Consider the following 23,221-nt stretch of genomic DNA (forward strand, 5'->3'; position numbering starts at 1 on the left):
CCTGCTTGCCATAAATGTCGTGATTCGCAGGAAGGTATGATTGAGCGGTCGGAGCCCGAGTCGGCTTCCCGAAGGAACGGATTGGAACCGTTATGAAGGTGTAAAAAACGCGACTGGGCCGCACGGGCTAGAGACCCAATTGCGACCCAGCGTAGATTTGAGCAGCTCTGGTTACGGAATTTGCTGCTAAGTCATTAAATTCGTTGGTAGCGAGGGAGGGATTTGAACCCCCGACACAAGGATTATGATTCCTCTGCTCTAACCAGCTGAGCTACCCCGCCAGACCGCGGCCGCCGAAGATCGTGGCCGCGATGAGATCGGCGGTATAGGGAACCCCGCCGTGACGTGTCAACGGGGTCGGACCGGGGAAAATGGCCGGCCCCGCGTGAAGGTCAGAGCCGGGTGCCGAGGATCTCGGCGACCTGGGGGATGTCCTTGTCGCCACGTCCGCAGAGATTGACGACCAGGAGGTGATCCTGGGGCTTCTGCGGGGCCAGCTCCCCGACCTTGGCGAGGGCGTGGGCCGGCTCCAGGGCCGGGATGATGCCTTCCAGCATCGAGCACTGCTTGAAGGCGTCGAGCGCCTCCTGATCCGTCGCCGAGAGGTAGGTGACGCGGCCGGCCTCGTGCAGCCAGGCGTGCTCGGGGCCGATGCCCGGATAGTCGAGGCCGGCCGAGATCGAATGCGCGTCCGCGATCTGGCCGTCGCCGTCCTGCAGCAGGTAGGTGCGGTTGCCGTGCAGCACGCCGGGCTTGCCGCCCGACAGCGAGGCCGCGTGCAGGCCGCTGGAAATGCCGTGACCCGCCGCCTCGACGCCGTACATCGCGACCTCGGGATCGTCGAGGAAGGGATGGAACAGGCCCATGGCGTTGGACCCGCCGCCGATGCAGGCGACGAGGGAATCCGGCAGGCGGCCCTCCATCTCCAGCATCTGCTGCTTCGTCTCGCGGCCGATGATCGACTGGAAGTCGCGCACCATCGCCGGGTAGGGGTGCGGGCCCGCCACCGTGCCGATGCAGTAGAAGGTGTCGGCGACGTTGGTGACCCAGTCGCGCAGGGCCTCGTTCATCGCGTCCTTGAGGGTCTTGGTGCCGGACTGCACCGGCACCACCTCGGCGCCCAGCATCTTCATGCGGAACACGTTGGGCGCCTGCCGCGCCACGTCGACGGCGCCCATGTAGACCACGCATTTCAGGCCGAAGCGGGCGCAGAGGGTGGCGGTGGCGACGCCGTGCTGGCCGGCGCCGGTCTCGGCGATGATGCGCGGCTTGCCCATGCGGCGGGCCAGCATGATCTGGCCGAGCACGTTGTTCACCTTGTGCGAGCCGGTGTGGTTCAGCTCGTCGCGCTTGAAGAAGATCTTCGCGCCCTGCCCCGGGGCGGCCTGCGCGCGCAGGTGCTCCGTCAGGCGCTCGGCGTAGTAGAGCGGGCTCGGCCGGCCGACATAGTGGGTCAGGTGGCTGTTCATCTCCGCCTGAAAGGCCGGATCGGCCTTCGCGGCCGTGTAGGCGGCCTCCAGGTCGAGGATCAGCGGCATCAGCGTCTCGGCCACGAAGCGTCCGCCGAAGATGCCGAAGCGGCCGCGCTCGTCCGGGCCGTTGCGGAACGAGTTCGGAGGGGGAGCGATGGTCACGGGCATGGTCCTTGTCAGCTCTGCGTTTGTCGATAGGCCTAGACCCGCGCGGGGGGCGGCGACAATGCGGCCAACGCGTCGAATCGCGAAATCCGGGCCTTTGGGCGCGGAAAGCGAGGGGTCCCCGGCCGGGAGCCCCCTGCCCCCTCAGCCCCGGGCCGCCGCGATGAAGGCGGCGATCCGGTCCGGCGACTTCTCGCCCGGCCGGGTCTCGACGCCCGAGGACACGTCGACGGCGCGCGCGCCGGTGCGGGCGAGCGCCGCCGCCACGGTGCCGGGGGTGAGGCCGCCCGAGAGCATGTAATCCGCCGGCAGGACCGCGCCGTCGAGGAGATCCCAGTCGAAGGCATGGCCGTTGCCGCCGGGCAGCAGGGCCTCCGGGGGCGCCTTCGCGTCGAGGAGGATGCGGTCGGCCACCCCCGTATACAGGTGGACCGCGTCGAGATCCGCCGAGGTGGCGACGCCGACGGCCTTCATCACCCGGCGACCGGTCACGGCGCGGATGGCCGCGACGCGCTCCGGCGTCTCGTGCCCGTGGAGCTGGATCCACTCGGGGTCGAGGGCCGCGACGGCGGCCGCCAAAGCAGCGTCGTCCGGGTCGACGAGGAGCACCACCCGCTCGGTCCGGCCCTTCGCGCGCGCCGAGAGGGCACGGCCGGTCTCCAGGTCCACGTGCCGGGGGCTCTTGGGGAAATGCACGAACCCGACGAGATCGGCGCCGGCCTCCAGGGCGGCGTCGAGGGTCGCCGCCGTACTCAGCCCACAGATCTTGATCGCGATGGTCGCCATGGGTGCCGCGGCTCGGGGCGTGCCGCCGGCCTCAGTGCGGCGCCGGCAGGGCGACGCGGTCGGGGGCGTTGCGGTAGATGCCGTTCGGACCCTCGTTGGTCGGCGCCGGCGCGTAGGTCTTCAGGCGGGCGGTCTCGCTCTCCAGGCGGCGGATCTCGCGGCGGCGCGCGGCGCTGGTGCGGCGGGTGCCCGCCTGCCCGAGCCAGGCGCCGCAGCCGCCCAGAAGGACGCCGATCGCCACCGCGATGAACAGCAGCAGGTAGAGCGGCAGCGCCGCGCTGAACACCGGCATGTCGGGCGAGACGGGATCGAAGGACACCCGCACCACGTCGCGGTTGGCCACCGCGAAGGCGACCACCAGGATCGCCACGGGAAGCAGCACCAAGCCCTTGAGGAAGCGGATCATCGAGAGGAACTCCGAGCGTTGGGGACGGGGCGGATCAGGACGCGGCGGCCGCGCCGTCCCCGATGCCGGCCTCGTTGAGGCGCAGGCGCATCTCCTTGCCCGTCTTGAACACGGGGATGGCCTTTTCCGAGACGGCAACGGCCGCACCCGTCCGCGGGTTGCGCCCGCGCCGCGCATCGCGGCGCTTCACCGAGAAGGCCCCGAAGCCGCGCAGCTCGACCCGGTCGCCGCGGGCCAGGGCATCCGCGATGGTGTCCAGGATCGCGTTCACCAGGGTCTCGACGTCCCGCTGGTAGAGATGCGGGTTCTGCTCGGCGATCTTGAGCACGAGCTCCGACTTGATCATGCGAGGGCCTTCACGAAGTCATGCACGAATGGGGTGGCGCGAACCCTCAGCGGGCGGCGTCCGCGGGCCCGGGCCGCCAGAGGACCAGGAGTCCGCCCTGGGCCAATCCCGCCGTCTCGTCGCCGACCTGGCGCAGACGCGCCGCGACGCCGTCGAGCCCGACGAGGTCGGCCCCGAGGCCGAGGGCGGACCACAGGCGAAAATCGCTCTTGGCCGTCGGCTTCCAGTCCAGCACCGGCAGGTCCTTGGCCACGCCGCGCTCGGATTCGAGCCAGGCGATGGCCTGCCGTTCGCCGCCGAGACCGTCGACGAGCTTCAGGGGCACGCTCTGGCGGCCGCTGAACACCCGGCCGTCGGAGACGGTGGCGAGTTCCTTCTCGGTCATCTTGCGCCGGTCGGCCACGAGCCCCTTGAACCACGCATAGGTGTCGCCGACGACCGCCGCGAGGGCGGCGCGGGCCTCGGGCGAGGTGGGCGTGAAACCCGACGGTTCGGCCTTGAGGGGGGCCGACTTCACGGATTCGACCTTGACCCCGACCTTGTCGAGGAGGCCCGACAGGTCCGGATACTGGAACAGGACGCCGATGGAGCCGACCAGCGCGGTCTCGCGGGCGACGATGTGGTCGGCGGCGATGGCCGCGATGTAGGCACCGGAGGCGGCGGTGCCGTCGACGAAGGCCACCATGGGCTTCTTCTCGGCGAGCGCCCGCAGGTTGCGGTAGAGTTCCTCGGAGCCCGTGGTGGTGCCGCCCGGCGAGGAGATCGACACCACGACGCCCTGAACGGCGCTCGCGTCGCGGACGCGCGCGATCAGCTTGGTGGTGGATTCGCTGCCGGCGATGAAGCCGCCCACCGAGATCCGGGCGATCTGCGGACGGACGCTGCCGAGGCCCAGGGCCTCGCCGCCGCTGCGGACCCGCAGGCCGACCGCGCCGACCGCGACCACGAGACCGCCGATCCCGAGGACGCGCCAGAGGGAGAGCTTGCGGCGCAGGCGCCGGCGATCGATCAGAAGTTCGGCATCCGCGGCCATGCGCTGGTTACGCTCCCTCACGTGCCGGCTCGGCCGGCTGATGTTTCCGGACGCCAGGGTCTGGACGCCGGGTTTCCCGGCGCCGAGGTCCGAACGCTCGGCCGGTACGCGCCGGCCTCCGCCTGCGCGCCGAACCTTGTCCCACACTCCCCGCCGATTTGCATCAAGCCTTTGGCAGCTATCGGCCTTTGGCAGCGATCGGCTTCGACACATCCCGGCCCTGGATGCCTCACGCGTCCTCCGGCGTGAGGCCGCGCCCGATCCGTCACGGGCTCGTGTTCTAGCCTTGCCGGACACGGACCGACAAGGGGCTGGCGGCGGCTCCGCGCGACTCCGGGGGAACGGGGTCCGCGCACGAAAAAACGCCCGCGCGGGAGGCGATCCCGCGCGGGCGTCGATGGAGTCTGCGAGGATCCCCGGTCCCAAGGGACCGGGGGAGACGCGGGACGGATCAGTCCTGCGACTCGTCCTTGTCGTCGCTGGTGCGGGCCTTCTTGAAGGCGGCGCCGAGGATCTCGCCGAGCGAGGCACCCGAATCGGTCGAACCGAACTGGGCCATCGCCTCCTTCTCTTCGGCCATCTCGAGGGCCTTGATCGAGAGCTGGACCCGGCGCGCCTTGCGGTCGAACTGGATCACGCGGGCGTCGAACTTCTCGCCGGCGGCGAAGCGCTCGGGGCGCTGGTCGCCACGGTCGCGGGCGAGCTCGGCCCGGCGGATGAAGGTCGTCAGGTCGGTGTCGACGATCTTCACGTCGACGCCCGAATCCTTCACGTCCACCACTTCGCAGGTCACGATCTGACCCTTCTTGAGGTCACCGGCTTCCGTGAAGGGGTCGCCGCCGAGCTGCTTCACGCCGAGCGAGATGCGCTCCTTCTCGACGTCGACGTCGAGAACCTGGGCGCGCAGCATGTCGCCCTTCTTGAACTCCTCGATGACCTGCTCGCCGGGACGGTTCCAGTCGAGATCCGACAGGTGGACCATGCCGTCGACATCGCCGTCGAGGCCGATGAACAGGCCGAACTCGGTCTTGTTCTTGACCTCGCCCTCGACCTCGGAGCCCACCGGATGCTGCTCGGCGAAGGCCTCCCAGGGGTTCTGGAGGGTCTGCTTGAGGCCGAGCGAGATGCGGCGCTTGACCGGATCGACCTCGAGGATCTGCACTTCCACTTCCTGCGAGGTGGAGACGATCTTGCCCGGGTGGACGTTCTTCTTCGTCCAGGACATCTCGGAGACGTGGATCAGGCCTTCGATGCCCGGCTCCAGCTCCACGAAGGCGCCGTAGTCGGTGATGTTGGTCACGCGGCCCTTGAGCTTGGCGTCGACCGGGTAGCGCTGGGCGATGCCCTCCCACGGATCGGCCAGCAGCTGCTTGATGCCGAGCGAGATGCGGTGGGTCTCGTGGTTGATCTTGATGATCTTGACCTTGACCGTCTGGCCGATGGTCACGACCTCGGACGGGTGGTTCACGCGGCGCCACGCCATGTCGGTGACGTGGAGCAGGCCGTCGATGCCGCCGAGATCGACGAAGGCGCCGTACTCGGTGATGTTCTTGACGACGCCGTCGATGACCTGGCCTTCCTCGAGGTTGGCCACCAGCTCGGAGCGCTGCTCGGCGCGGCTCTCCTCGAGGACGGTGCGGCGCGACACGACGATGTTGCCGCGGCGGCGATCCATCTTGAGGATCTGGAACGGCTGCGGGGTGCCCAGCAGCGGGGTGACGTCGCGCACGGGGCGGATGTCGACCTGGGAGCGCGGCAGGAACGCCACGGCGCCGTCGAGATCGACGGTGTAGCCGCCCTTGACCTGGTTGAAGATCGCGCCGGTGACGCGCTCGTTGGCCTCGAAGGCCTTCTCGAGCTTGACCCAGCTCTCCTCGCGGCGCGCCTTGTCGCGCGAGATGACGGCCTCGCCGAGGGCATTCTCGATGCGGTCGACATAGACCTCGACCTCGTCGCCGACGGCGAGTTCGCCTTCGCGGCCGGGGCCGTTGAATTCCTTGAGTGCGACACGGCCTTCCGTCTTGGCGCCGATGTCGATGACGGCCACGTCCTTCTCGATCGCGACGACGCGACCCTTGACGACGGACCCTTCGGTGATCTCGTGTTCGAGGAAGGACTCCTCGAGAAGAGCGGCGAAATCGTCGCGGCTCGGGCTACGCTGCAGGGCGTTACCAGCGGTCATTCTGTCTCCTGACAGGCCTCATCGGGAGGCCGGCATCGGCGGCTCGTGTGACGGGACACCCTCGACGTCGCCACCCGGGGTCACGGACCCGACGGGCTCAACCTCCCGGAGGAGGGCCGACGCATTCTCAAACGATGGTCGAGAGCGATCCTCCAAACGGAGCGTGGCCCGGCGGGACGGCCGAGCCTCGTGGAATCCATTCGGAGAACGCCGGTTGCATAGCGGATTGCCGACCATCCGGCAACTGGCTGCCGGCCCTCCGCCCCGGAGCCCGGAAACGAAAAATCCCCGCGGCGGGGCCACGGGGATCGGTCGGCGCGGCGCGTGCGGGGCGCCTCAGTCCTCGTCGTCGTCCTCTGTGCTGCGCATGCCCTTGAGCTTCGCGAACACCGAATCGGCGTTGAGCTTCTCGTCGCGGGCGCTGCGGTGATGCGCGTCGGCCTCGGTGTAGTCCGTGGCCGTCGACACCTCGGTCGGCAGCAGCGTCGCGCCGCCATCCACCGGCATGTTGGCCGGACGGTCCTTGGCCGAGCGCTGAACCTCGAAATCGAGGTCGATCTGGGTGCAGAGGCCGAGGGTCACCGGATCCATCGGCTGAAGGGAGCCGGAATTCCAGTGGGTGCGCTCGCGGATCTGCTGGATCGTCGACTTGGTGGTGCCGACGAGGCGGATGATCTGCGCGTCCTTGAGCTCGGGGTGGTTGCGCAGCAGCCAGAGGATGGCGTTCGGCCGGTCCTGGCGGCGGGAGAGGGGCGTGTAGCGCGGTCCCTTGGTGGTGCGCTTGACCTCGGGCAGCTTCACCTTCGAGACCGCGACCTTGAGCTTGTAGTTGGGGCTCTTCTGCGCCTTCTCGATCTCGTCGCGGGTGAGCTGGCCGGTGGTGATCGGATCGAGGCCCTTGATGCCCGCGGCGACCTCGCCGTCGGCGATCCCCTTTACCTCGAGGGGGTGCAGCTTGCAGAAATCGGCGATCTGCTCGAAGGCCAGCGAGGTGTTCTCCACCAGCCATACGGCGGTGGCCTTCGGCATCAGCGGGCCTTGCGACATCGGGCTACTCCAACTGGTTCGTGCGGGACGGGTCCGGGGCGCCGCCGACAGGGCGTCGCTCGCTCCGGCCTCGACTGGCCGGCAGCATCCCGTCTCAACGCTGCAATAGGGAAGCGCCGTCTATACAGGTTCCGATGGGGTCAGCGCAATTGCGATCCGCTGGTCCCGGACATCCGGGACGCGCGCGTCAGGTGAAGAGGCTCGACACGCTGGATTCCGTCGCCGTCCGGCCGATGGCCTCGCCCAGGAGCGGCGCGATGGTGGCGACCCGGATGTTGCGGGCGAGCTTGACCGCCTGGGTCGGCTGGATCGAGTCGGTGATGACGAGCTCCTTCATCCGCGAGGCGGCGATGCGGGAGACCGCGCCGCCCGAGAGCACCCCGTGCGTGATGTAGGCGGAGACGTCCTTGGCGCCGGCGTTCAGGAGGGCCTCGGCGGCGTTCACCAGGGTGCCGCCGGAATCCACGATGTCGTCGACGAGGATGCAGGAGCGTCCCTCGACCTCGCCGATGATGTTCATCACCTCGGACTCGCCCGGACGCTCGCGGCGCTTGTCGACGATGGCCAGGGTCGCGTCGATGCGCTTGGCGATGGCACGGGCGCGGACGACGCCGCCAACATCCGGCGACACCACCATCCAGTCCCGGGGGTCGAGGCGCTCCTTGATGTCGCGCACCATCACGGGGGCGGCGAACAGGTTGTCGGTGGGGATGTCGAAGAAGCCCTGGATCTGCCCGGCATGGAGATCGAGGGTCATCACGCGGTCGGCCCCGGCCTCGGTGATGAGGTTGGCCACGAGCTTGGCGGAGATCGGGGTGCGGCCCGAGGTGCGCCGGTCCTGGCGGGCATAGCCGAAATACGGGATCACGGCGGTGATCCGCCGCGCCGAGGAGCGGCGCGCGGCGTCGATCATGATGAGCAGTTCCATCAGGTGATCGTTGGCCGGGAACGAGGTTGACTGGACGATGAACACGTCCTCGCCGCGCACGTTCTCCTGGAGTTCGACGAAGATCTCCATGTCGGCGAAGCGCCGCACCATGCACTTGGCCAAGGGCAATTCGAGGTAGGCCGCGATGGCCTCGGCCAGGGGGCGGCTCGCGTTGCCGGCGATGATCTTGATCGAGGACTTCATGCCGGGGTCTTCATCTCGCGATCCTGGAGGGCCGAGCCCGTGCCGAGGTTGAGGCCGTCGTTGCGGCGCTGCATAACAGCCGCAACCCCGGCGTCACAATGCCTTCACGTCCGTTCCGAAGTCAGGTTTCGCACATCAGGGCTCGAGCAGCCGGTGCAGATGCACGATGAAGTAGCGCGTCTGGGCGCTGTCAACCGTCGACTGTGCCTTGGCCTTCCAGGCGGTCTGGGCCGAGGCGTAGTCCGGAAAGATGCCGACGATGTCGAGATCCTTGACGTCGCGGAAATTCACGCCGTCGAGACTCTCCAATTCGCCCCCGAAGACGAGATGCAGTCTCTGTGCGCTGTCGATCGTCGTCGTCATTCCCGCATCTCCTTCCGCCCGGATCCGGCGCCATCCCGGAAGGCACGAGGCGTGCCGCCGGTGCGGTCGCAAACGCCGCCGGGTTCGTCAACCCGATCCGCGTGCCGCGCAACACGCAGGCCCCCTCCCCGCCGGCCACGGTGCACAGGCGTTGCCGCCCGGCAACCGGTCCTCAGAGGTCGAATAGGCTTCCCTGCCGGGCCAGGGGCGCCGGGACGTCCGCTGGCGGCGCCGTCCCGGCAGCCGTCGTCGGGGCGGTCTTGGTTGCCTCCTTGGTCGCGGCGGTCTTGGTCGCGGCGGTCTTGGTCGCGGCGGTCTTGGTTGGGGCGGGCTTGGTCGGGGCGCTCTTCTTCCGCGCGGCCTTCGGGGGATCCGCCGCGGCGGGGGCCGCGGCGTCGCGCGGCGCGACCTCGACGAAACCGTCTGTGAATTCCAGGGTCATGTGCGGCGCGGCCTGCGCCGCCGCGCGGATCGCCCGCCCGTCGGCATCGCGCACCAGGGCGTAGCCGCGGGCCAGGACGGCCCGGTAGCCGAGCGAGCCGAGGAGGCCGGAGAGGCCTGCCAGGCGGTCGGCGCGGCGCTCCGTCGAGCGGATCCCGGCCCGGACCAGCCGCGCCTGCAGGGCGTCGAGGCGATCGCGGCTGCGGACCTGCTCCGCCCGCGCGCGGCTCACCGTTCCCGCCCGGGCGATGACGAGGCGGCGACCGAGATAGGACAGCCCCTCCCCCTTGCGCGCCATGTCGTGGCGCAGGGCCGCGCCGGGACGGTCGCCGATACGGGCAACGCGTCCCCGCGCCTGGGCGAGGGCCAGGGTGGGCGGATGCCGGGCGAAGCGCTCGACAAGGTGCGAGACGCGCAGCCGGAACACCCGGGCGTTGCCGGCCAGCGCCGGGCCGAGCCGCGCTTCGGCGAGGTCGAGGCGCTGGCGCTTGGCCGCCAGGAAGGCGTCGACGTCCGGCATCGCCCGCACCAGGGCGCGCAGGTCGCTGCGCTCCCGGTCGAGGCGACGCTGGACCGCCTCACGCTGGCGCCGTCCGAGATCGACCACTGCGGCGACGAGGTCGGCCCGCACCGGAACCGCCATCTCGGCGGCCCCCGTCGGGGTCGGAGCCCGGCGGTCGGAGACGAAGTCGATCAGGGTGGTGTCGGTCTCATGGCCCACCGCGGAGATCAGCGGGATCGTCGAGTCCGCGGCCGCCCGCACCACGCATTCCTCGTTGAAGGCCCAGAGATCTTCGATCGAGCCGCCACCCCGCGCCACGATGAGGACGTCGGGCCGGGGAATCGCGCCGCCGGGCGCCAGCGCATTGAAGCCCCGGATCGCCCCCGCGATCTCCTCGGCCGCCCCCTCCCCCTGAACCCGCACGGGCCAGACCAGGACCGGCCGGGCGAAGCGGTCCGCGAGCCGGTGCAGGATGTCGCGGATGACGGCGCCGGTGGGCGAGGTCACCACGCCGACCACGCGCGGCAGGTACGGGATCGGCCGCTTGCGCTCGGCCGCGAACAGGCCCTCTGCGGCGAGCACGCGCTTGCGCTCGTCCAACAGCGCCATCCAGGCCCCGACGCCGGCGGGTTCCAGCGTCTCGATGACGATCTGGTACGAGGATTTGCCCGGGAAGGTCGTGATCCGCCCGGTGGCGACCACTTCGAGCCCTTCCTGAGGCCGCTGGCGCAGGCGGTTGAAGGTGCCCTTCCAGACCACCGCGTCGATCCGGGCGCTGCCGTCCTTGAGCGAGAAGTAGGCGTGGCCGGAGCTGTGCTGGCCGCGAAAGCCCGAGATCTCCCCGCGCAGGCGGACGTGACCGAAGGCATCCTCCAGCGTCCGTTTCAGCGCGGAGGCAAGGTCTCCGACGGACCATTCCGGCACGTTGGAGACGGGTCCGGATCCGGAGGCGGCTTTGGCGGGCGGAGGAGGAACGGCCATGGCGGTGGACGCTAGGGCCGGCGTCGCCTCAGGTAAAGGGATCGGCCGCGCCGCTCCGGGTCATACCCGACGCGTCACATCAGGATGGAGAGGATCACCAGCACGGATGCCACGGGCACGGCGCAGATCGCCAGGGCCATGCGCCAGATCGGCAGATTGTCGAGGTTGCCGTTGTCGTTGCAGGCGCGCACGGGAACGCGTCCGTGCGTGACATAATGCGCGAGGCTGACACTCCGGGAAGGAGTCGGCGCCACCAAAAACGGAACGGATTTGCGACAGCCTGGCATAATCCTCATAACGTCGTCCGGAGCGGTTCGTTCCACGCGGAAAGTCCGAGATCACACGGAGGCCGAACCCGGTTCGCGACCGCTTCCCGTGCACAGCGCGAGTGTCGACGGCGAATCGGACTTTTCAACGAACGGCTTTTGGGGAACATCACCCCTCATGAACATCCTCCTCATCGGTTCGGGCGGGCGCGAGCACGCCCTTGCCTTCGCCCTCGCCAAGAGCCCGCTCTGCACCCGCCTGTTCACCGCACCGGGCAATCCCGGCACGGCCGCCTTCGGCGAGAACCGCCCGGAGCTCGACGTGTCCGACCATGCCGCCGTGCGGGCCTTCTGTTCGGGCGAACGCATCGGCCTCGTGGTGGTCGGGCCCGAGGCGCCCCTGGTGGCGGGCCTCGTCGACGACCTTCAGGCTGCGGGCGTCCGGGTGTTCGGCCCGACGAAGGCCGCCGCCCAGCTCGAGGGCTCCAAGGGCTTCACCAAGGACCTGTGCGCCGCAGTCGGCATCCCCACCGCCGCCTTCGCGCGCTTCCAAACGCTTGAGCCGGCCCTGGCCTACCTCGCCGCGCAGGGCGCCCCCATTGTCGTGAAGGCCGACGGTCTGGCTGCCGGCAAGGGTGTGGTCGTGGCCGAGACCCGCGAGCAGGCGGAGAACGCCGTGCGGGCTCTGTTCGAGGAGCCCGGCGCCGAGATCGTCATCGAGGAATGCCTCTTCGGCGAGGAGGCGAGCTTCTTCGCCCTGTGCGACGGCACCCGCGCGGTCCCGGTGGGCACGGCCCAGGATCACAAGCGTGTCTTCGACGGCGACCGCGGTCCCAATACAGGCGGCATGGGCGCCTACTCGCCCGCAACCATCCTGACCCCGGCCCTGGAGCGGGAGGTGATGGAGACCATCATCGCTCCGACGCTCGACGGCATGCGTGCGCGGGGCATCCCCTTCACCGGCATCCTCTATGCCGGGCTGATGCTCACTGCCGAGGGGCCGAAGCTGATCGAGTACAACACCCGCTTCGGCGACCCGGAGGCCCAGGTGCTGATGCCGCGCCTCGCCTCCGATCTCGTACCGGCGTTGCTGGCGGCCTGCGAGGGCGACGTGTCCGGGATCAGCCTTGAATTCGACGAGCGGCGTGCCGCGCTCACGGTGGTCATGGCGGCGGCCGGCTATCCCGGAGCGGTTCTGCGCGGTTCGGAGATCCGCGGGATCGAGGCCGCGGGCGTGAGCGACGAGGTCCTGGTGTTCCAGGCTGGCACCCGCGCCGAGGGCGGGCGCCTGCTCGCCGACGGGGGCCGGGTGCTCGCCGTCACGGCCCTGGGCGAGAGCATGATGGAGGCCCAGGCACGCGCCTACGCGGCGGTGGCCCGGATCGACTGGCCAGAGGGCTTCTGCCGGCGCGATATCGGCCGCCGCGCCGTCGCCCGCGAGGTCGCGGGCGGCGGAATCTGAGGTTCGGCGGTCAGCGCCGCTTGTTGCCGCGGGGGCCAGTGGGCACCACCGTGTTGCCCCGGTTCTCGGCCCGCAGGATGCGCCAGCGCGCCACCCGTTCCGGGTCGAGGCATCCCTCGGCCACCGCGTCCTGCACGGCGCAGCCGGGCTCGTGGGCATGGGTGCAGTCGCGGAAGCGGCACGCGGGAGCCAGCTCGGTGATCTCGGCGAACAGGGTGTCGATCCCCTCGGCCGCATCTCCGAGCTGGAGCGAGCGGATCCCGGGCGTGTCGATCACCCAGCCGCCGCCCGCGATGGCATGGAGCGAGCGGCTCGTCGTGGTGTGCCGGCCCTTCGCATCGTGCTCCCGAATGCCCCCCGTCGCTTGTGGCGCCGCGTGGCCCGGGCCCGCCAGGGTGTTCACGAGGGTCGACTTGCCGACCCCCGAAGAGCCGACCACCGCCACGGTGCGGCCGGGGCCGCACCAGGGGCCGAGCCGCGCCGCTGCTCCAGTTTCGCGGGGGTTCACCAGCACCACGGCGAGATCGCGCTGCAGGGCCTCGGCTTCGCGGCGATAGCGCTCCGCATCCTCGCAGACATCCGCCTTGGTCAGGACGATGACCGGCTCGGCGCCACCCTGGTTGGCGAGGGCAAGGTAGCGCTCCAGCCGCGTCGGATTGAAGTCCGCATTGCAGGACGTGACGATGAAGAGCGCGTCGACATTGGCCGCCGCGAGCTGCGGCGCGGCGCTCCCTTCCCGCCGCCGCTCCAGGACGGTGCGGCGGTCCAGGCGTCGGCGCAGCATCTGCGTCCCGGCCTCGACCAGGACCCAGTCGCCGACCGCGTAGTCGCCGGTGTTGGTGTGGACCGGCAGCATGAGTTTGAGCGGCCCCGCCTCCGCGAGGGCGCCCATGCGGGCGCGGTGCACGGTGGCGACGCGCTGGGGCACAAGGGCCGCCTCGTCGGGCCGGCACTGGTCCGCGAAGAAGGCGGACCAGCCGAGTTCGGCCAGGGTATGGACGACCGTCACGACGCGCGACCCAGTCGCGCGCCGAAGGCTTGCGACCCGCTCAAGCGGCGAGCCGCGCCAGCGCCTCCGTGATCTTCTCCAGGCGGGCGGCCTCTGCATCGCGACGCTCGCGCTGCTCGTCCACCACCTCGTCGGGCGCGCGGGCGAGGAAGTCGGCATTGCCGAGCTTGCCCTCGATCTTGGCGATCTCGGCGCCGGCCTTCGCCGCCTCTTTCTTCAGGCGGGCGACCTCTGCGGCCAGGTCCACGATGCCCTCCAGCGGCAGGGCCGCCACCGAGCCGCGCACCAAGAGCTGCACCGAGTTCTTCGGCGCGGCCGCCTCGAAGCGGATCTCGGAGAGCCGCGCCAGCCGCGCCAGGGTGTCGCCCCAGCGGGTCGCCCGGGCCTGCAGATCCGCATCGACGCCGACCACCACGAGGGGGATCTGCGCCGCTGCCGGCACGCTGGTCTCGGAGCGGGCCGAGCGAATTTCCGAGACGAGGTCGACGAGCCAGCCGATCTCGGCCTCCGAGGCCGAGTCGTTAAGGGCGGCCAGATCCGGCCAGGGCGCAAGGGCGAGCAGGCCCCGCTCCGGCAGGTCTGCGCCCTTGATCGCCCAGAGCTCTTCCGTGAGGAAGGGCATGAAGGGGTGCAGCAGCTTGGCGATCTGGTCGATCAGGAAGGCCACGGTGGCCTGCGTCTCGGCCTTGGCGGCCGCCGCGACGCCCTCCCCCTGGAGTACGGGCTTGGCCAGTTCCAGGTACCAGTCGCAGAAGATGTTCCAGACGAAGCGGTAGGCTGCCGCCGCCGCGTCGTTGAAGCGGTAGGCCTCGAGGGCCGTCGTGACCTCGGCGACCGCTCGCGCGGCCTCGCCGAGGGCCCAGCGGTTCAGGGTCTCGCCAGCGTTTTCCGGCCGGTAGTCGGCCCGCAGGGCGCAGCCGTTCATCTCGGCGAAGCGCGAGGCGTTCCAGAGTTTCGTCGCGAAGTTGCGGTAGCCTTCGACCCGGTTCACCGCCAGCTTGATGTCGCGCCCCTGGGCGGCCATCGCCGCAAGGGTGAAGCGCAGGGCGTCGGCCCCATACTGGTCGATGAGTCCGAGCGGATCGACGACGTTGCCCTTCGACTTCGACATCTTTGCGCCGGAGGCGTCGCGCACCAGCGTGTGCAGGTAGACGGTGGAGAACGGCACCCGGTCGGTGACGTGGAGCCCGAGCATCATCATCCGGGCGACCCAGAAGAAGATGATATCCTTGCCGGTCACCAGCGTGTCGGTCGGGTAGTAGCGCGCCAGTTCCGGGGTCTCGTCCGGCCAGCCCAGCGTCGAGAACGGCCACAGGGCGGAGGAGAACCAGGTGTCGAGGACGTCCTCGTCCCGACGCAGGGGCGCGGGCGCCCCGCGCTTCGCATCGGCCTGGGTTTGCGCCTCCGCCTCGCTCATGGCGACGTAGATGCCACCCGCCTCGTCGTACCAGACCGGGATCTGGTGGCCCCACCAGAGCTGGCGCGAGATGCACCAGGGCTCGATGTTCTCGAGCCACTGGAAGAAGGTCCGCTCGTAATTCTCGGGCACGAAACGGGTTTTTCCATCACGCACCGCCTGCAGGGCGCGCTCGGCCACGGGCTTCACGTTCACGTACCACTGGTCCGTGAGGTAGGGCTCGATGACGACGTTCGAGCGGTCGCCGTGCGGGACCGCGTGGGTGTTCGGTTCGGTAAGACGCAGGCGCTCGCGCGCCTCCATCAAGGCAACGACCCGCTTGCGCGCCTCGAATCGGTCGAGGCCGTGCAGGGCCAGGGCCTCCGGCTCGGGATCCGAACCGCTCAGGAAAGCCGCATTGCCGTCGAGGCTTATGCGGGCTTCCGGATCCAGAATGTTGATCGGCGTGCAGCCGGCGCGACGGCCGACCTCGAAGTCGTTGAAGTCGTGGGCGGGCGTGATCTTGACGGCACCCGTGCCCTTCTCCGGGTCGGAATAGCTGTCCGCGACGATCGGGATCAGGCGCCCGACCAGGGGCAGGCGCACGCGCCTGCCGACCAGATGGGTGTAGCGCTCGTCCTCCGGATGGACCGCCACCGCGGTGTCGCCCAGCATGGTCTCGGGCCGGGTCGTGGCGACCGTGATGATCTCGCCGGTCTCGGTGCCGCCTGCGTCGACGACCGGGTAGTCGAAGTGCCAGAGATGGCCCTTCACCTCCACCTGCAGGACCTCGAGGTCCGAGATCGCGGTCTGGAACTTCGGATCCCAGTTCACCAGGCGCTTGTCGCGGTAGATCAGGCCCTGGGCGTGGAGGTCGACGAAGGTCCGGGTGACGGCACGGACCATCTGGTCGTCCGGCGCCCCCGAGACGCCCATGGTGAAGCGCTCCCGCGACCAGTCGCAGGAAGCGCCCAGGCGCTTTAGCTGGTTGACGATCGCTCCGCCCGATTCCGCCTTCCAGGTCCAGACCTTTTCGACGAAGGCCGCGCGGCCGATCTCCCGCCGGCCCGGCTCGTTCGCCTCGGCGAGGCGGCGCTCCACCACCATCTGGGTGGCGATGCCGGCATGGTCGGTGCCCGGCTGCCAGAGCACGTCGCGGCCGCGCATGCGCTCGAAGCGGCAGAGGATGTCCTGCAGCGTGTTGTTAAGGGCGTGCCCCATATGGAGGCTGCCGGTCACGTTCGGCGGCGGGATCACCATGGTGAAGGGCTTCGCCCCGGCCCGTTCGGGGCGCCCGGCCTTGAAGGCCTCGCCCGATTCCCAGGCGGCGGCGATGCGCGCCTCGACGGCGGCGGGATCGAAGGTCTTGTCCATCATGGGCGGGGTCGGGTCACTGATCGGGGAAAGCGGAGGTTGGTCCGCTTTCAACCTGTCGGGCCCCCTGCGTCAACACGCGAGCCCCGCGATTCGGCTCTGCGACCGCGTTCGGGCCTCAGCGGCCCCGAGCCACCCGCTCGATCTCGGCGCGCACCAGACGCTCGACCATGCCGGGCAGGTTCTCGTCGAGCCAGCCCTTCAGCATGGGCCGGAGCATATCCTGCACAAGGTCCTCCAGGGTGCGGGCCTGGCTGCTCATCACCGTGTTCGAGAGCATGTGGAAGGCCTGGGCGACGCTCGCATCCGTGACGGCCGAGGTCAGGCGCTCGGTGGGTGTCGGCTCCGGCTCGCGCATCGCGGACTGGGGAGCCGGACGCGGCGGCTCGATGGGGGCAGCGGCACGGAGAGGCGGCAGCGGCTCCAGCTCCGGCTCGTCATCGTCGAAGGAGATCGCATCGAAGTCGATCTGCCCGTCCTCGATCGGCTCCTTGCGGAACGCGATCTCGGGCTCGTCGAGGGGGATGGGCTTGCGGACGGGCTGGGCGACCTCGGCGAGGTCCAGGACATCGTCGTTCTCGGGCTGCGGGGCGGATGCCCGCGGCGGGACCACCTCGGCCTTGGCGATCTGATCGTCGGCGATGATGCGCCGGATCGACGCCAGGATCTCCTCCATGGAGGGTTCCTGCGCCTTGTCCGACACCTTGGGGCTCGCTGCACTCATCCGGACGATGCTCGGGATCTGGGGGAAACGGTTGCGACGTGCGGCGAGTATTTCATGCTCCCGCCCCGACACAAGCGCCGGCCGCTGCACGGCACGGGATAAGCTCGCGCCGCCGTGAGACTCTAAGGTACGGCTGCGCCGGCCGGGGCGGCACAGCCCGAATTGCGGCGACCGCGTGGTTGCCGAACCTCAGCGTCCGTCGGGTGTGCGCACGCCGTACCAGAGGTCCTTGACCTGATCGAAGTGTTCCTTCGGGCTGTAGACCGCCACCGGCAGCGCCGTGAAGCGCACCGTCAGGCGACCGATCGCCTGGACGACGCCGTAGGAGAAGACAACTCGGTTGCGCTGGGCGATGATCAGGTTCGTACGGGCGTTCAGCAACTCCTGCTGCGCGTTCAGCACGTCGAGAGTGGTGCGCTGGCCCACGCGGGCCTCCTCGCGCACGCCATTCAGAGCCACTTCGTTGGCCTGCACCTGCGCCTGCGAGGCGATGACCTGTGCCTTGGACGCCTCGAGCTGGCCCCAGGCCGTCACGATGGCCGAGCGGACCTGATCGCGGGTGTCCTCGGCATCAAGTCGGCGCTGGCCGACCGTCTCCTTGGCCTGACGGATCTGCGAGTAGGTCTGGCCTCCCTCGTAGAGGGGAATCGTCAGGCGGCCGACGATGGTGGCGCTGAGAAAATTGTCGCCAGCGAAAGATTGGTCATAGCGCTGCTGCACCGAGCCCTGCAGGCCGGCGGTCGGGTACAGCGCCCCTTCCAGCACCTTCACCTGGGCCTCGGACACGTCGACGAGGTGCAGCGCCGAAAGGATCTGCGGATGCTCCTTGAGGCCGATATTGATCGCCGTATCGAGGCTGGCCGGAACGTAGCGGTCCAGAGGCCGTCCGGGCGCGAGTTGGCGCGGCTCGACGCCGATATAGCGGCGATAGGTGCCGATGCTGGCCCGCAGAGTGGCCTCGGCACCGCTGACGTCGCTCCGAGCGCCGGCGAGGCGGGCCTCGGCCTGCGCCACGTCGGTGCGGGTCACCTCACCGACGTTGAAGCGGTCGCGAGTCTGGCGAAGCTGCTCTTCCAACACCTCGACGTTGTTGCGGCGCAGTTCGAGGTTTGCCGTATCGCTGAGGACCGACATGTAGGCCTGGGCTGCATTGAACAGGACGTTCATCTCGGTGGCGCGAAGGGCCTCCCGGACGCGGAGAACATCGGATTCCGCCTGGCGGGTTTGATTGTCGGTGCGAAAGCCGTTGAATAGAGTTTGGTTGACGGTGAGGCCCGCACCGCCCGGACGCGTAACCTGATTGAGCCTTTGTCTCGAGACTGTCCCATCCAGCTGGCCGATCCCGATGTCGGCATCAAGGCTGACGGTAGGACGATAGCCGGACTTCGCCTGTGCTACGCTCTCGTCGGTTGCGCGCACGCCGGCGCGGCCGGAATTCAGAATCGGAATGGCGGCATACGCCCGCGAGAGTGCGCTCTCCAGCGTCTCGGCACCGGCCGGGCTCGCCAGGGCGACCGCCAATACGGCGAGGCCGGCCGGCCGAAGCCTCGTGCGCATCGCAGGTTTCGAATCTCTCACGCTCATCAGCCCTTGCGGTTTCTCGATGAACCGGACGGCCTCGCAGAAGGCCGCCGCGCCTGGGCGCGATACCGGGTTGCCCGCCTCGATGCGGAGACTACCCGACCTTGACCGGCAGAGCACCGGTTGCTTGCTGTGCATTGCGTGAATCCGTCAGGGGTGCCGCAAAAAAGCGACACTCCTTTCGGGTTACCTCCGAGGCGTGCGGGGCGCGAAACCGGTCTCCAGTCCACGGCATCGATGGCGACGAAGCGGTCCTTTTGGCAGCTCTGCGGAGGTCAGAACGCGAAATCGACCGCGTCCGCGAAGGCGCCCAGGGGCGGAAGAGCGGCATCGAAGAGGGGGCGCGCGCCGAAGGCGTCGCCGGCCCGCACGAACAGGGTCGCTTTCGCGGCCCGGTCCCGGCCCATCACGCAGACGAGGCGACCGCCGTCCTTCAGCTGATCCAGAAGGGGCTGCGGACGCGTCTCCACCCGGCCGTTCACCAGGATCGCATCGTATGGTGCACTCTGCGGGACGCCGGCCTCGAGCGGTCCTTCGACGACCGTGACGCGGTCGAGGCCGGTCAGGCGTTCGCGGGCGCCCGTCGCGAGATCGGCATCGGATTCGAGGGCCACGACGTCGGCACCGAGCCGCGCGAGGATCGCGGCGCCGTAGCCGTAGCCCGTGGCGGCATCGAGGGCGATGTCGCCCGGCTGGATCGCCAGGGCCTGGATCATGCGGGCGAGCAGCATCGGTGCCGGCATCGCGCGGCCCGTCCGGCCGAGCCGCAGGGTCTGATCGATATAGGCGAAGTCTTCGCGACCCGGCGGCACGAAACGCTCGCGGGCGACCTCTCCGAAGGCGTCGAGGACCGGGACGTCGTTCACGTCGAAGGTCCGCAACTGACAATCGACCATGAGGCGTCGTGCCTGCGCGTAATCGAGCATGGATGCCGTCTTCCCTCGACCCTGGGCCGGCGCCGGGCGCCGCTCTGTCCTTCCGGGCGGCCGGGCGGCCACGCCGAAGCTTGCGGGTTGTCGTGGATCGATGGCGAAAACGCAAGGTTCCCGGAGGCGCCCCGCTGACACGCAGGAGCGGATCTTCCGGGCCTCGGCCGCGGCGATCGTTTCTGTCCACCCGGGTCGCCGAAAACTTGGCGCCGGTACCGGCGGGATCTCGTTCGTCGAATGGGACGCCGGTCGCGCCGGCAATAGAAAAGTTGGAGGCCTCGGAGGGAATCGAACCCCCGTACAAGGATTTGCAGTCCTCTGCGTAACCACTCCGCCACGAGGCCTCTGTCGCACCACCCCGAGGGGCTCGTCCGGCGACCCCCGTCCGGGCGGCCGGCTCGGGGAGAGCGGTCTCTAGCAGAGCCCCCCGCGTGAGGGCAACGGCCTTTGAACGATCTCTGCAAATTAGGCTGCACGGACGGATGCGTCCCCCCTTCGCACGCCTCGGTGGGACCATCTTCGGTCCTGCGCCTCGATCCCCCGCCTCCGGTTCCACGCGGCTCCAGTCCGGGTCGCGAGGATTTCCGGCAACGCCCCGGGCGCCGGTCAAAAAATGTGACGGAATCGTCAAATCACCGGTCCAGACACTCTTGCGTCCCGGCGAAGCGCTGTGTAGACCCCCGATCGCGGTCCCCGATAGCTCAGTTGGTAGAGCAAGCGACTGTTAATCGCTTTGTCGCAGGTTCGAGTCCTGCTCGGGGAGCCAATCTTTCTTCAAGACTTGGCTGTACTCTTGATGAGTCAGCTAGAGCGGTTGAGCCGGTCCTGGGATCTGGCCCCGCATTCTTGCAGCCGCTGGTTCGACGCCTTCGTCGAGTACGCCACGCGGCGATGTTCTCGGTAAAGCCTGCTCTCTTCCGGCGTCGCGCCTCTCGCACTTGTCCGTGAACGACGAACCCCGCCGGCCTCGGAGGCCGACGGGGTTCGTCTCGGGGGGGCGTCGATCAGGTCAGTGGGCCGGGGATCGCGCTCTCGGCCTCCGCCAGCAGGCGCGTCTCGTGCTTGCGCACGAACAGCCAGAGGGCGAGGCCGCCGAAGATCACCACGGCCAGCAGGGCGAGGCCCACGGGCCCGGCGACATGCTCGATCGAGCGGCCGCAGTAATACGAGCCGAGGCCCATGATCGTTGCCCAGGCGATGCCGCCGAGGCCGTTGAAGATCAGGAAGCGGCGGGCATCGAGCTTGTTCACGCCCGCGAGGACGGCTGCATAGGCGCGCAGCATCGCGGTGAAGCGGCCGAAGAAGACGATCTTCCCGCCATGCTCGCGAAAGAGATACTGCCCGAGCTTGAGGCGGCCGTGATCCAGGGCGATCAGGTGGCCATAGCGCAGCAGGAGCGGCATGCCCCAGCGGCGGCCGACCCAGTAGCCGAGATTGTCGCCCAGGATCGCGGCCGCCGCGGCCGCCAGGATGATCAGGCCGATGTTCAACTGGCCGGTGCTGCCGGCATAGACCGCCGACGAAATCAAGATCGTCTCGCCCGGCAGCGGTACGCCCGCGCTCTCCAGGGCGATGACGACGAAGATCGCGATATAACCGTAGCTGGCGATCAGGTCGGCGATGGGCAGGTTCGTGAGGAAGGACATGGGCATTCCCGTTCGGCAATCCCGCGACACAGAGCGGGCGAACATGGCGGGAACGGGGCTCGGCTGTGGCTGAGCCGTGCCTGAAAATTGGGTCACCGCTATCCTGCGGTGCCCGCAACGCCCTGCCCCCGGACCATTGCCGGAGGCGGAGCGCTACTCTGTTGGGGGATCAGCTGAAGGAGCCGAAGCCCGCGAAACAGTCGCTTTCGAAGCTCGGGGCGGTCGGCGTATCGGGCGCAGGCACCGGAGCGTCGTCGCCCGGATGCTCTGGACTTGGCAATGGGGACGGATAGATCTCGTGAGAGACGGTTGCGAGCGGCGAGGCAGAGCGATCGTGCTGCACGTCTAGGGTCATCCAGGCTCCTCAAGTGGCGTGCCAGTCCAACGGCACAGCTTGGGGTACCGGAAGCGGACCGGCCCGTTAACCCTCCCGGGGGTTCGGCGAGAACAGGTCTGGCATGCGGCGACCGGGAGCCATGTCGCCTCACGGTCATCGCTCCGTCGTTGGGATGTCGCCTGGGCGCGGAGGTCTCGGAGCCTCCGTCTCCAGCTCGTCGGGCGATCTTGCGTGGACGATGGTCCGGGTCGACGCCGCCCTCGGGGTCGGCGTCACGGGGGACGTCGGTCTTCCGGCGCGTGTGGCTATATCTGCTCCGTCAGGGTGGAATGCGCGCGGACGCGGAGAACCGCCCACGACCCGTTGCGACAACCGGAGCCGACCTGGCGCTGTGGCCGGCTGACGGGGTGTGCAGGTTCGTCGCGCCCGGAGCCGTCCCCTTCGCGGCTCCGCACGAAAAAGGCCGGGGGATCGCCCCCCCGGCCCCGATCGGCGACGACGCTCGGCGGAGCCTACGGCTGCTCGTTGCCGGCGTAGTTGATCGAGCCGTCGGCACCCTTCTTCCACATGTACATCACGTAGTCCGGGCGGGTGATGTCGCCCTTCTTGTCGTAGGCGATGTCGCCGATCACCGTGTTGAAGGGCTTGCCCTCGTGCATGTAGGCGGCGACCTTCTGGCCGTCGGTGGACTTCGTCGCCTTCATCGCGTCGGCGAGGATCTGCATGGCGGCGTAGGAGTAGAGGGTGTAGCCCTCGGGGTCGAAGTTCATCGCCTTGAAGGCGTCGACGGTGGCCTTCGACTTCGGATTCTTGCGGGCATCCGGTGAGAAGGTCATCAGGGTGCCGTCGGAGCCCGGGCCTGCCACCTGGGCGAATTCGCGGTCGGCGATGCCGTCGCCGCCCATCAGCGGCGCCTGCAGGCTCTGGTCGCGCATCTGGCGGATCAGCAGGCCGGCCTCGGTGTAGAGACCGCCGAAATAGACCACGTCGACATTGGCCTGCTTCAGCTTCGAGACCAGGGCCGAAAAGTCCTTCTCGCCCGGGTTGATGCCCTCGTACAGCACGTTGGTGCCGCCCTTGGCCTTCAGGGCCTTCAGGGTCTCGTCGGCCAAGCCCTTGCCGTAGGGGGTCTTGTCGTGGACGAAGGCGATCTTCTTGCCCTTGAACTTCTCGGCGAGATACGCCCCCGCCACCGCGCCCTGCTGGTCATCGCGACCGCAGGTGCGGAAGGTGTTCCAGTTGCCGCGCTCGGTATACTTGATCGCCGTGGAGGCCGGGCTGACCTCGACGATGCCGGCTTCCTGCAGCACGTCCGAGACCGGGATCGAGACGCCCGAGTTGAAGGCGCCGACCACGGCCTTCACGCCCTCGGAGGCGAACTTGTTGGCCACCGAGACGCCCTGCTTCGGATCGGAGGCGTCGTCGCCGACCGTCATCACCAGCTTCTCGCCGTTGACGCCGCCGGCCTTGTTGATGTCGGCGATGGCCTGCTGGGCCCCGGTCTTGATCTGCGCACCGAAGGCGGCGTTGGGACCAGTGACGGGGACCACCACGCCGATCTTGATCTCGGCCTGAGCGGCGGTGGCCGCCAGCATCAGGCTGAGGGCGACGCCGGCTGAAAACAGTGACTTCATGCTCGTT

18 protein-coding genes and 3 tRNA genes are annotated in these 23,221 nt (G+C 69.2%); 2 read left to right on the forward strand and 19 right to left on the reverse strand.

Annotation, left to right across the window (positions count from 1 at the left end; all coding sequences use genetic code 11):
* Window positions 1-204 precede the first annotated feature (204 nt).
* The 11 genes from ASF20_RS05545 to xseA form a co-directional block, all read right to left on the reverse strand.
* Window positions 205-281: transfer RNA gene (locus tag ASF20_RS05545), tRNA-Met, on the reverse strand.
* Between the two features lie 111 nt (window positions 282-392).
* Window positions 393-1,634 carry a tryptophan synthase subunit beta gene (gene trpB / locus ASF20_RS05550; protein WP_056271872.1) on the reverse strand — a complete coding sequence of 414 codons (1,242 nt, stop codon included), beginning with the start codon at window positions 1,632-1,634 and terminating at the stop codon, window positions 393-395.
* 147 nt (window positions 1,635-1,781) lie between these two features.
* Window positions 1,782-2,423, reverse strand: coding sequence for a phosphoribosylanthranilate isomerase (locus ASF20_RS05555; RefSeq protein WP_056271840.1), 642 nt, complete (start codon window positions 2,421-2,423; stop codon window positions 1,782-1,784).
* A 31-nt stretch (window positions 2,424-2,454) separates the two neighbouring features.
* On the reverse strand, window positions 2,455-2,829 hold the full coding sequence (locus tag ASF20_RS05560; RefSeq protein WP_056212950.1) for a LapA family protein: 375 nt from the start codon (window positions 2,827-2,829) through the stop codon (window positions 2,455-2,457).
* 34 nt (window positions 2,830-2,863) lie between these two features.
* Complete coding sequence (gene ihfB / locus ASF20_RS05565; RefSeq protein WP_056212948.1) at window positions 2,864-3,175, reverse strand: integration host factor subunit beta; 312 nt, start codon at window positions 3,173-3,175, stop codon at window positions 2,864-2,866.
* A gap of 46 nt (window positions 3,176-3,221) precedes the next feature.
* Window positions 3,222-4,208, reverse strand: a complete 987-nt coding sequence (gene sppA, locus ASF20_RS05570) for a signal peptide peptidase SppA (RefSeq protein ID WP_056212946.1) — start codon at window positions 4,206-4,208, stop codon at window positions 3,222-3,224.
* 451 nt (window positions 4,209-4,659) lie between these two features.
* Complete coding sequence (gene rpsA, locus ASF20_RS05575) at window positions 4,660-6,390, reverse strand: 30S ribosomal protein S1 (protein WP_056212944.1); 1,731 nt, start codon at window positions 6,388-6,390, stop codon at window positions 4,660-4,662.
* A gap of 336 nt (window positions 6,391-6,726) precedes the next feature.
* Window positions 6,727-7,437, reverse strand: a complete 711-nt coding sequence (locus ASF20_RS05580) for a cell cycle transcriptional regulator TrcR (RefSeq protein WP_056212942.1) — start codon at window positions 7,435-7,437, stop codon at window positions 6,727-6,729.
* 187 nt (window positions 7,438-7,624) lie between these two features.
* Window positions 7,625-8,569, reverse strand: coding sequence for a ribose-phosphate pyrophosphokinase (locus ASF20_RS05585; protein WP_055959118.1), 945 nt, complete (start codon window positions 8,567-8,569; stop codon window positions 7,625-7,627).
* Window positions 8,570-8,704: 135 nt separating this feature from the next.
* Complete coding sequence (locus tag ASF20_RS05590) at window positions 8,705-8,932, reverse strand: DUF4170 domain-containing protein (RefSeq protein ID WP_056212940.1); 228 nt, start codon at window positions 8,930-8,932, stop codon at window positions 8,705-8,707.
* Between the two features lie 172 nt (window positions 8,933-9,104).
* Window positions 9,105-10,856, reverse strand: coding sequence for an exodeoxyribonuclease VII large subunit (gene xseA / locus ASF20_RS05595; protein ID WP_082501191.1), 1,752 nt, complete (start codon window positions 10,854-10,856; stop codon window positions 9,105-9,107).
* Between the two features lie 444 nt (window positions 10,857-11,300).
* Here xseA and purD point away from each other — a divergent pair, with 444 nt between their 5' ends.
* A complete protein-coding gene (purD, locus tag ASF20_RS05600; protein WP_056271843.1) occupies window positions 11,301-12,584 on the forward strand; it encodes a phosphoribosylamine--glycine ligase in 1,284 nt (427 codons plus the stop codon).
* A 10-nt stretch (window positions 12,585-12,594) separates the two neighbouring features.
* On the opposite strand, the gene rsgA is transcribed toward purD, so the two are convergent.
* The 6 genes from rsgA to ASF20_RS05630 form a co-directional block, all read right to left on the reverse strand.
* Window positions 12,595-13,593, reverse strand: coding sequence for a ribosome small subunit-dependent GTPase A (gene rsgA, locus ASF20_RS05605; protein ID WP_056271847.1), 999 nt, complete (start codon window positions 13,591-13,593; stop codon window positions 12,595-12,597).
* Window positions 13,594-13,633: 40 nt separating this feature from the next.
* The gene (locus ASF20_RS05610) at window positions 13,634-16,366 is read right to left on the reverse strand and encodes a valine--tRNA ligase (protein WP_056271849.1); all 2,733 of its coding nucleotides are present in this window, start codon (window positions 16,364-16,366) and stop codon (window positions 13,634-13,636) included.
* A gap of 115 nt (window positions 16,367-16,481) precedes the next feature.
* Window positions 16,482-17,087 (reverse strand): DUF2497 domain-containing protein, encoded by a 606-nt coding sequence (locus ASF20_RS05615; protein WP_082501193.1) that lies wholly within the window; start codon window positions 17,085-17,087, stop codon window positions 16,482-16,484.
* Between the two features lie 189 nt (window positions 17,088-17,276).
* The gene (locus ASF20_RS05620; RefSeq protein WP_244476332.1) at window positions 17,277-18,644 is read right to left on the reverse strand and encodes a TolC family outer membrane protein; all 1,368 of its coding nucleotides are present in this window, start codon (window positions 18,642-18,644) and stop codon (window positions 17,277-17,279) included.
* Window positions 18,645-18,943: 299 nt separating this feature from the next.
* Window positions 18,944-19,594, reverse strand: a complete 651-nt coding sequence (locus ASF20_RS05625) for a protein-L-isoaspartate O-methyltransferase (RefSeq protein WP_056271852.1) — start codon at window positions 19,592-19,594, stop codon at window positions 18,944-18,946.
* A gap of 273 nt (window positions 19,595-19,867) precedes the next feature.
* Window positions 19,868-19,941, reverse strand: a tRNA-Cys gene (locus ASF20_RS05630).
* Window positions 19,942-20,287: 346 nt separating this feature from the next.
* On the opposite strand from ASF20_RS05630, the gene ASF20_RS05635 reads away from it, so the two are divergent.
* A tRNA-Asn gene (locus tag ASF20_RS05635) sits at window positions 20,288-20,363 on the forward strand.
* 238 nt (window positions 20,364-20,601) lie between these two features.
* On the opposite strand, the gene ASF20_RS05640 is transcribed toward ASF20_RS05635, so the two are convergent.
* Window positions 20,602-21,243 (reverse strand): DedA family protein, encoded by a 642-nt coding sequence (locus ASF20_RS05640; RefSeq protein WP_056271873.1) that lies wholly within the window; start codon window positions 21,241-21,243, stop codon window positions 20,602-20,604.
* Window positions 21,244-22,092: 849 nt separating this feature from the next.
* Window positions 22,093-23,214, reverse strand: a complete 1,122-nt coding sequence (locus ASF20_RS05645; protein WP_056212923.1) for a branched-chain amino acid ABC transporter substrate-binding protein — start codon at window positions 23,212-23,214, stop codon at window positions 22,093-22,095.
* Between the last annotated feature and the right edge of the window lie 7 nt (window positions 23,215-23,221).

It is taken from the genome of Methylobacterium sp. Leaf88 (assembly GCF_001422795.1).
GTDB lineage: Bacteria > Pseudomonadota > Alphaproteobacteria > Rhizobiales > Beijerinckiaceae > Methylobacterium.